Annotated in this window: 10 protein-coding genes and 1 pseudogene; 3 read left to right on the top strand and 8 right to left on the bottom strand. The window is 60.4% G+C overall.

Annotation, left to right across the window (positions count from 1 at the left end):
* Positions 1 to 260: 260 nt before the first annotated feature.
* Both istB and istA read right to left on the bottom strand, forming a co-directional pair.
* On the bottom strand, positions 261 to 998 hold the full coding sequence (gene istB, locus EDE09_RS16705; protein WP_132411856.1) for an IS21-like element helper ATPase IstB: 738 nt from the start codon (positions 996 to 998) through the stop codon (positions 261 to 263).
* 12 nt (positions 999 to 1,010) lie between these two features.
* Positions 1,011 to 2,539, bottom strand: a pseudogene (gene istA / locus EDE09_RS16700) (IS21 family transposase).
* Positions 2,540 to 3,046: 507 nt separating this feature from the next.
* Between istA and EDE09_RS16690 the strand changes: the two are divergent.
* Entirely contained in the window at positions 3,047 to 3,241 is a 195-nt protein-coding gene (locus EDE09_RS16690) for a hypothetical protein (protein ID WP_132411852.1), read from the top strand.
* Positions 3,242 to 3,646: 405 nt separating this feature from the next.
* Here EDE09_RS16690 and EDE09_RS16685 read toward each other — a convergent pair whose 3' ends face one another.
* From EDE09_RS16685 to wrbA, 3 genes are all read right to left on the bottom strand, one after another.
* Entirely contained in the window at positions 3,647 to 3,910 is a 264-nt protein-coding gene (locus EDE09_RS16685; protein WP_132411850.1) for a DUF736 family protein, read from the bottom strand.
* 750 nt (positions 3,911 to 4,660) lie between these two features.
* The gene (locus EDE09_RS16680; protein ID WP_132411848.1) at positions 4,661 to 5,857 is read right to left on the bottom strand and encodes an MFS transporter; all 1,197 of its coding nucleotides are present in this window, start codon (positions 5,855 to 5,857) and stop codon (positions 4,661 to 4,663) included.
* Complete coding sequence (wrbA, locus tag EDE09_RS16675) at positions 5,857 to 6,483, bottom strand: NAD(P)H:quinone oxidoreductase (RefSeq protein ID WP_132411846.1); 627 nt, start codon at positions 6,481 to 6,483, stop codon at positions 5,857 to 5,859. The genes EDE09_RS16680 and wrbA overlap by 1 nt, the downstream gene beginning before the upstream one ends.
* A 104-nt stretch (positions 6,484 to 6,587) precedes the next feature.
* On the opposite strand from wrbA, the gene EDE09_RS16670 reads away from it, so the two are divergent.
* Positions 6,588 to 7,532: a LysR family transcriptional regulator gene (locus EDE09_RS16670; protein WP_132411844.1), complete on the top strand. Its 945-nt coding sequence runs from the start codon at positions 6,588 to 6,590 to the stop codon at positions 7,530 to 7,532.
* Positions 7,533 to 7,850: 318 nt separating this feature from the next.
* On the opposite strand, the gene EDE09_RS16665 is transcribed toward EDE09_RS16670, so the two are convergent.
* Positions 7,851 to 8,147, bottom strand: a complete 297-nt coding sequence (locus tag EDE09_RS16665; protein ID WP_132411842.1) for a DUF982 domain-containing protein — start codon at positions 8,145 to 8,147, stop codon at positions 7,851 to 7,853.
* Between the two features lie 445 nt (positions 8,148 to 8,592).
* Between EDE09_RS16665 and EDE09_RS16660 the strand changes: the two genes are divergently transcribed.
* Entirely contained in the window at positions 8,593 to 9,099 is a 507-nt protein-coding gene (locus tag EDE09_RS16660; RefSeq protein ID WP_132411840.1) for a sigma-70 family RNA polymerase sigma factor, read from the top strand.
* A gap of 119 nt (positions 9,100 to 9,218) precedes the next feature.
* Here EDE09_RS16660 and EDE09_RS16655 read toward each other — a convergent pair whose 3' ends face one another.
* Entirely contained in the window at positions 9,219 to 11,450 is a 2,232-nt protein-coding gene (locus EDE09_RS16655) for an amylo-alpha-1,6-glucosidase (RefSeq protein ID WP_132411838.1), read from the bottom strand.
* A gap of 17 nt (positions 11,451 to 11,467) precedes the next feature.
* On the bottom strand, positions 11,468 to 12,562 hold the full coding sequence (locus EDE09_RS16650) for a glycosyltransferase family 4 protein (RefSeq protein ID WP_132411836.1): 1,095 nt from the start codon (positions 12,560 to 12,562) through the stop codon (positions 11,468 to 11,470).
* Between the last annotated feature and the right edge of the window lie 74 nt (positions 12,563 to 12,636).

The raw sequence follows: 12,636 nt of genomic DNA, 5'->3' as shown, positions 1-12,636 counted from the left end.
ATCCCCTTAAAAGTTCTGCGGCATGCCACTGACGCACCACGAGAGACAAGAGATCTTCGAGGAAGGGAAGCATGCCGCCTCCCTCGAGCAAAGCACTATCGTTTGCCCCTATCTGGATGACGAGACTGCAGAGTGCCGATTCCGATGAATCCGCCCCATTGTTCCGAGATGATTGCGCCCCCGGATTCCGGGATGATCTCGCCCCCTGTTTCAGCGGGGTCTGCAGGCAGTGATTGTTGTCAGTTCGTTCAATCCTGGTGTCAAGCTTTTCGAGGCAGATTTCGACGTAGGCTTTCTCCGCTGAGTTCGATGCGGTGGGCGTTGTGGACAAGGCGATCCAGGATGGCGTCGGCGTAGGTGGGGTCCCCAATGACGCCATGCCAGGCGGATACGGGGAGCTGGCTGGTAATGATCGTCGATCGGCGGCCGTAGCGGTCCTCGAGGATTTCCAAAAGATCGTGACGGGCCTGTTCGTTGAGCGGCTCAAGACCCCAGTCGTCCAGGATCAGGACCTGAACATGGCCCAGGGTGCGTTGCAGCCTGGCGTATCTGCCGTCACTGCGGGCGAGCGCGAGCTGGGCAAAGAGCCGAGGGACACGTTGATACAGAACCGAGCGATCGTCGCGGCAAGCCTTATGGCCGAGGGCACATGCCAACCAGCTCTTTCCGACGCCTGAGGGGCCGCAGATAGCGAGATTGTCGTGCGCGCCGATCCAGTCACCACCGAGCAGCTTCATAAAAAGCGCACGGTCGAGGCCGCGTTCGGCACGATAATCGACATCTTCCGGGGTCGCCTGATGACGAAGCTTGGCGAACCTGAGACGCGCCGCAAGTTTGCGGTCGTAACGGGAACTCCATTCCCGCTCGAGCAGCAATCCGAGCCATTCGGCATGCGAGAGATGTTCGGCCTCGCCGTTGGCTACGAGTTCGCCGAAGGCTTTGGCCATGCCGGCCAAGCCCATGGCGTTCAGTCGATCAAGTGTTGGATGAGCAAGCATTCTTCGTTCTCCTTAGTGGTAATAGCGAGGTCCGCGGATGTTCTCGTGGTGGATCGGTCCGTGCGAGGCAGCTCCATTCGAGCTCGCCGTCCGGTCGAGGTGGTTGTCGAGGATGGAGCGCACCGAACCATAGGTCCGGGCCCCGATCTCCAGCGCTCGGGCGCAAGCGGCATTGACCCTGTCGCGGCCCAAGCTCTTGTTAAGGCGGATAATCCCGAGGCAGGCGCGAAAGCCCTGCTCGGGATGCGGCCGGTCGGCAAGGATGCGCTCGCACAACAGGTCGACATCCGGCCCCATGGCAGAGGCTTCGCGTCGAATGCGTTCGATCGTCCAGTCGGCGAACCGACGATGCGCCGAGGGCATATGATCGGGGATGGTCGTGTGCTTGCCGTTCCCGCTCGAGCGGCGGTGAGCGGCAATCCGCTCGCCCTTGTGGAATATCTCGATTGTATTGGCGGTGATGCGCGCCTCTACTTGCTCGCGGGCAAAGCGATAGGGAACTGAATAATAATGCCGTTCGATCTCGACGTGGTAATCCAGCCCGGCACGCCGGACACGCCATTCGGCAAAGACATAGCGCTCGACAGGCAAGGGCCGCAAAGCCGGACGATCAAGCTCTTCGAACAGTTGACGACGGGTAACGCCAACCCGGCGCAGGACTCGCTTGTCGTTGAGGTCGCAAAGCAATTCGGCGATCGCCGCATTCACCTCGGCCAGCCTGTAGAAGACCCGATGGCGCAGGCGACCCAGCAGCCACCGCTCGACAATGCGAACCGCGGCTCCACTTTCGCCTTGTCGCGCGGCCGCCGCGGCCGCGTCGGAAGGACGGCGCTCCCATAGTGCGCCGCCATTGCGCTATAGGTCCTGTTGACCTGGGGATCGAAGTGGCATGCCTTGATGATCGCCACCTTGGCATTGTCGGGAACCAGCAAGGCTGGCGCACCACCAAAAAACTCCAGCGCCTGGACATGGCATTCAATCCAATCGGGTAGTGTCTCTGTCCAGCGCGCCTGCGCAAACGAAAGGCTGGACGCTCCCAGGACCGCCACGAACAAGTGCGCCTGTCGCGTCTTGCCCGACAGCCGATCAACGACGACCGTGACCGTGTCGCCGGCATAATCGACGAACAGCTTGTCGCCGGCAGCATGATCTTGCCGCATCGTCACCGGCAGCTTCAGCGCCCAGCCGCGATAGAGGTCACAATACCGGCTGTAGCGGTAGCCGTCGGGATAACGGCTCATGTATTCGTCCCAGAGAATTTGCAGCGTCACGTGCTTGCGCTTCAGCTCGCGATGGACCTGCGCCCAGTCCGGCTCCGGCGCGCGACGATGACCTGTCTTCGTCCCGGCCGCCTTGTAAAGCGCCGCCTCCAGGACGGCATCGCTCACGTCATCATCCAACGGCCACGAAAGACCCGCAACCGTTGCCCGCCGCAGCGTCTCGCGCACCGTCGACGGTGCTGCCCCGACCCGAACCGCAATCGATTTGTGGCCCAGTCCTTGTTCGAAACGATATCTCAGTATCTCGCGGACACGCCGCATCTCCAGTCTCTCCGCAGGCATCCCGTTCCTTCCTCGTCAACATCGACGGAAGGAACTTCACACCGGCAGAACACCCACGCCACATCCCTGCCAAAGGGGGCGGCATCATCTCGGAACAAGGGGGCGACTATTTCTCGGAATGGAGGGGCGAGATCATTTCGGAATCAGGGGGCGGTTTGCCTCGGAATTTGCATACAGAGCGCTGCGCCATCTGGATGGCCGGTTACCGGTCATTTCAGGGCCGACGATGCGAACTACGCGGAGAGCCTACTCCTTTAAGTCGGTTGCTTCCCCCAGTGGGACGTGACCCTATGAAGTTCTCGACAGACTGTTTGGAGGCCCGGGCGGGAAAAACGCCTGGACCTTCTCTTTGCTCACCACTCGATCGTGGGGTGGCCGTATGCGAACGTAAACGCGTTGAGACCCAGCATTCGATAAGTGCTACGATGACTGAGATCGATGTACGCAGGGACCATCCCGGCCGTTGCCATCCTTCATGAGGATTGAATGGCCGCCCTATCATCGAGATTTGCCGTTCGCCAAGAACGCGATCGCAGCTGGACAGTGTATGACACCTTTACCGACCGGCCGGCTATTCCATCGACATGGTGTTTAGTCGATCTTTCAGAAAGCCAAGCCAACATCTACTGCGCGATCATCAATGCCAAGGACGCCAACCGTATTCGGGGTGGTCTGAGCTAATTTTTTGGGGGCTGGGTACTCGCGGGCGACGTGGTCTCCTGAGAAGTGAGGTCGATTGTCGCCGCCCCGCAGTCTTCTGATCATGAGCCAGGCATTCGGCCTGCGGCCAGACGCGCGCGCCGCAGACGCCGGCGACAGTGTCGTCGATACCTTCCTGGGCGACCGTCGGTGGTTCCCAATAGCAGTCCCTGGTCGCTATTGGCGCCCAGAGCTCCGCTATGAGATCCTCGATTCATGTGGGAAAGTCGTGACCAGTAGGCGCGACTGAAGAGCTTTCCCGGTCAAAATCGGGCGGATCACACACACGGTACGAATGCAGAGCTCGCTGCAATGCTGAAGGCGCTGAAGCGTACCCTCTGCAATTCTGCAAGACGGCCGTTCTGATTGCCGGTCCGGCTTTTGTCCTCAACCAAGATCACGGAGGCGCCAAGCTGTTTCAGTCGTTCTTCGAAACCGGCATCCATGAGGCTGGTGGCGCTGACGATCGTTAGCCCGTATCTTCCACGCCGCTCCGAACTCCGCGGCTCCGGCGAACACCCGGAAGACCGGGCCATTCTCCACCGGCTCCTCGATCGGGACGAACCGGACCCCCTTGACGTTGATCGTGAGGGTCTTGACCGAGCCGGCGAAGCCGTTTTCGGTGCGGGTGAAAGTGCCGATGGTAGCCATGTCGTGATTTCCTTCTGCTGATCGGGCCGCGCCCATCGCGGCCTCGATGGCGGTCGATGGACCCGTGGACGATCGGCCCGCATCCTCCGGGACCGGAACAACGTGGAGGGCGGCTGGCGACGGCTTTTTTGTCTCGCGATGCAAAGCCGCAGGCGGCGGAAAAAAGCCGATGGCGGACGTTGCGGGATCAAGATCGAGGCGGCGCCTGCGTTGCCGGTCTTCGGTCAGGCCAGCCGAATCGAGGTCGCCTTGGGTGATGTCCAAATTGGCAGGACAAGGAAATCGCCACGTGGCTGCGATCGATTGAGCGCTTTCGCCCGCACCGAAAACGGCTTCGCCGGCTCAACCGCGGCAAGCGCCCGATCGTCGACGTCAAGGGAGTCCGGTTTGTCCCCTTCTTCCTGATATCCGATGGAGAATGAGCCCGACCTTCCGATCGGCGTGGCCGTGATCCGCCTGCTCCAGCGCGGCGTGAGGGAAGTCGCCTGGCACAGCAGGCTGCGGCTTCTCCGTGACGGTTGGAGGCCTGGCTTCCCAATGCCTGCACTTTCTTTGCGAGCTTCTTCGAAATCGATGGCGAGGGCAAGCGCGTCCCATGCCGGTCTCACTGCAGCCGCCCCGATGAGGGCAACTGAGATCTGGACTTCCATGAGCGCCCCGAAGCGGGGCGATGGCAGGCGGACGCCTACCGCCCTCGCCTCAGGGGTGGAGACCGAAGGGTGGAGACCGCGGGGACGGGCTTCGGCGTACTCACCGGATCCGGGTCTCATTGAAGTTGGTGACCATCGTAGTGATAGTAGCCATCAGGGCGGCCATCAGCACGATACCAGCGGCGGCCGCCCACCCATAGATCCCGATTACACCACCGACTGCGGCAGGACCGATTAGCTGACCGAGATTGCTGCCCTGCATTAGAAGTCCGATTGCCACAGGAGCAAGCGCAGCGGACGGCACCGAGTGAGGGGCGGATGAGATTAGAGTCGCCGGGATCAGCCCCCCAATGGCAGAGAATAAGAGGCAGAGCAGGAAGGTCGGCGTAGGGCCAAAGACTTCTAGAAAAACACCGACCCCGGCCAGGCCCATGATCAGATATGCTCCGATCAGAATTAAGGAACGGCTGGCACCAAGCGCCAGCAGGTAGCTCGCTCCGAGGTTGCCGATAATGTTGGCGCCGCTCGCCAGCGCACTGAGCAGCCCGGCGGTGCTGTGCGCGACCTTCATGTCCTCCATCAAAAGCACTGGGAGAAAGCTGAAGAGGGCGAAGAAGATTGTGCTGTAGCAGGCAAAACAAGCCGCTAGCAGGATTGGTCTCCTGCTTGTCATGACGTGCAACGCGTCGGAGATCGTGCGCCTCCACGCGACTGACCTCTGGCCTAGAGCTGGTGGGAGTACCGCCCACCCAGCAAGAATAGCGACTGCCGCGAGGCCGGCACTGCCCCACCAGAGCATGCGCCAGTCGCTGAATAGAGGGCCAACGAGCATGGCAAGCGCCATGCCGGCCGGCATGAAACAACTCCACAGCGCGAAAGCGAGATCGCGTTGCCTGGAGCTTACCACCCGGCCGAGGATGGCCGGCCCGGCAACAGTAACCAGAAGAAAGCCGAAGCCTTCCAGAACCCGCGAAGCGAGAAGCACCGAATAGCTGGGCGCTATCGCGCCGATGATAGTGCCCAAAACGATTGAAGCCAGGCCGAGGATCAGAATGCGGCGATCCCCCGCGCGAACTACGAGCGAGCCGGCGGGAATCCCGCCAACCAGCCCAAGAACAGCGAAGATTCCCGTCAACCAGCCTGCCGCTGCGAACTCAAGGTTTAGGTCCGACTGCAGTATGGGCGTGGCGATGGAGGTTTTGCCAACCTGAAGTGCGGTGATGATACCAGATCCGACCACCACGCTGATAACACCCCAGTGCGTATTGCGCGGGGTCGCTGCGCATGCTGTTGCCATCAAGCCGCCTCCGTCAGCCGGGCAGCCGCCAGCGCACGGGCGATGTTGGCTACATGACGGCCTTGAAAGCGTGCGCCCTCCAGTTCATTGAAGCTGGGCTGCCGATCTCCCCCCTTGCCGTCGTCGGCGAGGGTCGAGGCGCCGTAGGGCGAGCCGCCGGTGATCTCGTCCATGCGGCCTTGGCCTTTAAAAGTGTATGGCAGCCCCACCACCACCATGCCAAGATGGAACAGGACAGTGTGCACGGACAAGATCGTGCTTTCCTGCCCACCATGCTGGCTGCCGGTGGAGGTGAAGACACTGCCGACCTTACCCACCAGCTTGTCCTCGAACCAGAGGCCGCCGCACTGATCGAGGAAATTCTTCATTTGCGAGGCCATATTGCCAAAGCGCGTGGGCGTGCCGAAGATGATTGCATCATAGTCAGGCAGTTCGGCCACGGTCCCGATATCCGCGGGCTGATCGCGCTTATATCCTGCCTTCTCAGCAATGTGATCAGGAACAAGCTCCGGAACACGTTTGACCACGGCGACAGCTCCAGCATCTCTCGCTCCTTGGGCCACGGCCTTCGCCATCGTTTCGATATGACCATAAGACGAGTAGTATAGCACCAGCACCTTCGTCATTTGCTTTTTCCTCTGCTGCTTCTCATGTGATGCGGAGAGGATATCCTTTTGCTTGGTATGCGGGAGTGAGATAAGATTCATGAGTTTGATCGATAGGATAGATCATGCTGGATGTACTAACGTTGGATCAACTGCGGGTCTTCGTGACTGTGGCCGACAGCGGCAGCTTCCGCTCCGGCGCTGCAAGACTGTCACGAGTCCAATCGGCCATCAGCCACGCCATTGCCAATCTGGAGGCTGAACTCGGGGTCACTCTGTTCGACCGGAGCGGGCATCGCCCGACGCTGACCCCTGAGGGGCAGGCGCTGCTGGCCAACGCCCGAGAGATTCTTCTCCGGGTCGATGCCATGCGGGCACGAGCCCGTGATCTGGGTGAAGGTGTAGAGCTCGAGCTATCTCTCACGGTAGACGCCCTGTTTCCTATCTCAGCCGTGGGTGCGGCATTGACGGAGATGCGCGTGACCTACCCCTCGGTGTCGATCCGGCTGGCGGTCGAGCCCCTCGGGGGACCGATCAGGGCATTGATCGAGAAGCGTAGCGCGCTTGCCATTGTTGTAGGCGAGGATTTCCGCGATCCGCGGATTGAACTCCAGGCTATCTCCTCCATAGAACAGGTAGCTGTGGTGTCACCAGTGCATCCGTTGGGGCTGCGTTCAAAGAGCGACGATCTCGGCTTGCCCGATCTTGCCGACCATCTTCAGATTGTCTTAGCCGATCCCACCCCTCTGTCGGAAGGGCGCAGTTTCGGGATCCTGTCGCCCCAGACCTGTCGTGTCAGCAGCCAGGACACCAAACGTGCCATGATCCTGGCGGGCTTGGGATGGGGGCGCCTGCCCTTGTGGCTGGTCGAGCGCGATCTGAGGAAAGGGCATCTGGTGCGGGTGGCCGCTATGGCACTCGGCCGGAACAGCCAGGTGTCAGCGGAGGCGTTTATTGCCCACCGCCTGGATCAACCGCTTGGGCCTGCCGCTCATGCCTTCCGAACAGCACTGGCACAATACATTGCTTTTCCACCGAACGACAGCTGCGCGCCCAGCAACGAATCGTGATTCGTATTGCTGAATCAAACAGATCCCTAAAAGACACTGGGACGAACTGTGCTGAAGTGTCGGAAAGCCTTCTGCTTCTGCTGTCAGCAAGGCAGACGGTAGCTCCGGCGAAAGGGGCTACTCCGCTCGTCCTCAGATACTTTCAATATTGTTATGTCGCCAGCGCCCCCAGGGTACCCATCGTATCCTGATCGCCGCGCTATAGTTCGGGCCTGTTCGAGAAACTGCTCCATATGCTCGTAGTATAGCACAGAGCAAAAGTCGTTTCCCGGCTCGGCCCCAGACCGCCGTCAGTCGCGAACGACTACACGACAGCACCTACATTCCATCTACGTTCCGGTCGCTGGAGCCGCGCGAGACGACCGGTACGGACTCGATCTCTACCAGGAGGCCGTTTTTCTTGAGAAAGCGCCTGAAATTGTCGCGCAATGCCCCGAGTGGAAACCGACCAACCGCAGCGTCGCGACAAGCCCGCAGCATGGTCTCATACGCCATATCCCGCTTGTCCGCAGGCCACTCCTCCAGGAAGTCAAAGATGTCGTCGAGGCAACCTACCTCCTGAACGAAGTGCTGTCTTTGCACAAAAAGAGGTCGGCTGAACAGACTGCCAGTCATTGGGTCCTCCATCTGCCGAAGTGATACGAAGAATTTAGTAGTTCCTAATTGTCCGTTCAAGAATGCCGCTCGGCGCCTTGAGGCAGACTCTCCGCTTCACCGACCTTTTGCCTGGTACGGTTCACTAGGTGATAGAACGGCGAAGCGAACCTACCACATTGCCCAAAACGGAGTTCGCCCCGCACCGCGTTCACCACATCGTTGCAAAGATCGCAAAATCGCAACACGCGAGAGATCGTACAGCGCATCGCTGTTCACCGCAGAGATCAGTCTTATCACTTAGGATGCCCCGGCATCAGCCCCAAGTCAGCGGGCCCAGGCGCAGATGAAGGAAGGGCGTTCTCGATCAGGTTGACCAGCATCCGCCAGTTTCCCCCGGCGCGGATGTTTTGGAACAATAGGCGCAAGGTCCTGGTTCTTTAGTCTTACCAACAAGGAGACGGCTATGTCACGATCCAGGCGTGATCACCTCGGAAATGAACTTGTGGCGCTGCTTCCAGCACTTCGTGCGTTTACGCGGCGTTTCGAGCCTGATCCTGTAGACGCGGAGGATCTTATTCAAGACACTATGATAAAAGCACTCTCCAACCTCGACAAATTTCAGGATGGTACGAGGTTGAAGTCGTGGGTATTCACGATCGCGAGGAACGCCTTCTGCACCCGCTACGCCGCCCGCAAACGCATGGTCGTGGGACTGGAGGCGTGCATATCCGAATTGCCGGCTGTCGCCCCACCGCAGGAATGGGCTGTTTCCATGAGCGAATTCGAAAGAGCCTACTGGGCTCTACCTCCAATAAACAGGATTGCCATTGACCACGTCATGTTCCGGGGTTCGAGCTATGAGGATGCAGCCCGGGTCTGCGGATGTGCGACCGGAACGATTAAAAGCCGCGTGAACCGCGGACGCCAGATGCTGCTAGTTGCCATGAACCCAGTTCCCCGATCAATCTAGGGTTTCCGGGAGATGAGGCCAATCGTTTCCATCTAGACGGAGCTTCGGCTGGCGCACCACGAACGGCGGCATTACGCAATCGACCAGAGGCGATTGCTGCAACGCCAACAAGAGGCGGATCAATCGGCGGCTGCATTGCCAGCAGATGATGTCACTACCCGAACTTCCCCCTTGCTATCGACGACATCGACCACGACCTGCCCACCCGATCGGCGGATGGAAACGTCGGCCGAGCCGCCAGCGATCAGAAGATGCCGCAAGGTGACCTCGTCGAGGAATGCCGGAAGCTGAGGCTCATTGAAGCTGATCTGTAACGCATGCGGGTCGAAATCGAGGCCGAGGCATGATTGCAGCAGCGAAAGCGGAGCGGCCGCAGCCCAGGCCTGCGGTGAACAAGCCACGGGGTAGAATGTCGGCCCGTGGGCGCGCTGGCGGGGCAGCCCGCAGAACAGTTCGGGAAGCCGCCGCAGGTCAATATAGGTCGAGGCCGCAAACAGCCCGTCGAATATCCGTGCCGCGTCCGTGCGAAAGCCATATCGCGCTAAGCCGCTGGCGATGATTGCATTGTCATGCGGCCAGACCGAGCCATTGTGGTAACTCATCGGATTGTAGCGTGCTTCTCTCGATGCGATGGTGCGAATGCCCCAGCCGCAGAAGGAGGATGCACTCATGAGCGTACGCGCGACCCGTCCTGCTCTTTCCGGATAGGCAATGCCTGTGAAGAGCGCGTGGCCGGCATTCGACGAGCGAACCCGGCATGGGCGCTTATCGCCATCCAGCGCCAGCACATAAGTGCCGAGCTCCTCGTCGAAAAACGCCGCATCGAAGGCGCGGCGCAGGCCTTCCGCCCTCGCCTGGAGGTGGGCGACCCGTTCGGGCCGATCGAGCCGACGGAAAATCTCCGCAGCACTCAGCCACGCGCCATAGACATAGGCCTGCACCTCGGCAATGGCGATCGGACCTCGGGCCAGCGTTCCGTCGGCATGGAAGACAGAATCCTGGCTGTCTTTCCATGCCTGGTTGATCAGCCCCTCTTCCGTCTGCCGCCCGTATTCGACGAAACCGTCGCCGTCGCGATCGCCGTGCTCGTCGATCCATGTCAGCGCCGCTTCGATATGCGGCAGAAGACGGAAGATCGTCGAAAGTTCGCCCGTCCGCTTCAGGTAGTCGCCGGCCAGCATGAGGAACAGCGGCGTCGAATCGATGCTCCCGTAATAGCGTCGGAAGGGAACCTCTCCGAGTTCGGCCATTTCGCCGTAGCGGACCTCATGCAGGATTTTGCCTGGCTCTGCATCGGAGGCCGGGTCCACTTCCGTCGCCTGGTTGGCCCCCAGATGGCCGAGCACGCCGCGTGCTATCTCCGGGTCGAGCCAAAGCGTCTGCAGCGCCGTGATGAGGGCGTCTCGGCCGAAGACGGTGCTGAACCATGGGATGCCGGCGTACGGATAGGGGCCTTCCGGCTTGTCGGTCATCAGCATGTACAGATCGGAAACGCTGCGGCGAACGGCTTCATTGAAGATATCGTTCGAGGTCACGATCGACGCCGCGCGCGAAGACGAGCCGCGCAAGGCACGACGGGCATCCCGCAAGGCAAAAAAGAACGAGCGGTAGCCGGCTCTATCGGTTGGCGCCGCTTGGTCGCAGCCGATCTCGATGAACAGCGACCGGCTTTCGTGCGGCGCCAGGTCAAGGTCATAGACGGCAAGGTCGCTGGCGAGCCTGTCGGGCTGCGGGTCGAAGGAGAGCCGTGTCAGTCGTTTCTGACTGTCGAGACCGATGTAGGAAAGGAGGATGGAATTCTGTTCGATGACAGCCGGAAGCTGGCGCCCCTTTCTGGCCCTAACCGTGCCGCGGACCTCGAAAAGATCGGCAAAGTCTGCCGCAAACGCGATCTCGATGCGGATACGCTGCGGCCGCTCGTGATAGTTTTTGACGGTCAGCCGCTCGTGGCAGCTGGCCTTCCACAGGAAGCGCGACCTGCGCAAATGGATGAGGTCATGCTCTAAAATGAGCTTGCCGTTGTCGTCGAAAAGATCAGGATTGGTCAGGTCGCACGTCAGTGTTGCGTTGTCGTCGCGCAATGTCGACGACAGCAGCATCGGGCGCTTCCCGTTGATCGACAGGTAGAGATGGGAAAGATAGCGGGTATCCCGGTGAAAGAGCCCTTCCGGGCTGCCTGGGCCGGAAAGTGCGTCGCCGTTGTGGTCGAAGAGGGCGAAGGTATCGCCGTGTTTCAGGGTGCGTGGCCGCCGCTCCTGCAGCGATGCGGCAGCCGGAATGAAGAATTGCGCGACCGGTGCGCTGGCGCTGGCCAGCACGCCGGTCAGGTTGTCCGCAGAGGCAATCGACATGGCTTCTCCTTAGAACTTCAGGCGACCACTTGCAGGTCGAGCGCATGGCCGTTCGACCGGCGGATATGCGCGGCCTTGGTGCGAACACCTGGTAGATTGCGATAGAGTTCGAGGTAGTCCCGCGCCATTCGTTCGGCCGTGAAGCGTTTTTCAAACGTGGCGCGCACTTTTCTCCGGTCCATTCGCAATGCCCATTCGACATTTTCGGCCGCCTCGGTCACGCTGTCGACCAGAATGCCGGAAACGCCGCTATCGACCACCTCCGGAACGGAGCCGCATCGGAAGGCGATCACCGGCGTGCCGCACGCCATGGCCTCGATCATCACCAACCCGAAAGGCTCTGGCCAATCGATTGGGAAGAGCAGAGCGCCGGCATTGCCGAGGAAGGCTGCCTTTTGGTGTTCGTTTATCTCGCCCACGAATTCGACATTCGGATGGCGTTTGACCATTGGCTCGATCACCGTCTCCCAATAGGCTTTGTCGGCATTGTCGATTTTGGCCGCGATCTTCAACGGCATGCCGACCTTTGCGGCGATCTCGATTGCTCGATCCGGGCGCTTCTCCGGGGAAATACGACCGAGGAAGGCGAGGTAGTTGCCGTTCGGTGTGGCCGTGAAGGGAAGGAGGTTGGCGGGCAGCCCGTGATAGACGGTTCCGGACCAGTTGACTGGAGGCATCGGGCGGCGCTGGTCGTTGGAGATCGAAACCAGCGGGATATCGGGAAAGGCCTGATAGAAGGGACGCAGGTCCGGCAGGTCGAGGCGGCCATGCAGCGTGGTCACCGTTCGGTCGGCGAAATCGCGGATCAGCGGGAAATGCAACAGGTCGATATGGAAGTGGAGAACATCAAAGTCGGACGCCCGGCGGCGGATCTCCTCCAGCATGACGATTTGATGCGGCAGGTGGTCTCGGACGGCGGGGTTAAGCCGTAGCGCGACCTCCGAACACCCCACGAGCTTCGCGTCCGTGACGGAATCGCTGCTGGCAAAGAGGGTGACGTCGTGGCCCTGGGCGACAAGTTCTTCGGTGAGATAAGAAACGATCCGTTCGGTTCCTCCATAAAGCTTCGGCGGAACGCTTTCGGCGAGCGGTGCGATCTGAGCGATCTTCATCGGCAAAACCTCCTCGAATGAGCAAAGAGTCGTCGGCAAAAATCATGTCCGCGCCCATCATGTGGCACGCGGAA

Origin of the sequence: Neorhizobium sp. S3-V5DH (genome assembly GCF_004343065.1) — a bacterium.
Taxonomy (GTDB): domain Bacteria; phylum Pseudomonadota; class Alphaproteobacteria; order Rhizobiales; family Rhizobiaceae; genus Neorhizobium; species Neorhizobium huautlense.
Note: the sequence above shows the minus strand (reverse complement) of the source record. Positions and strands in the feature narration are given on the sequence as shown.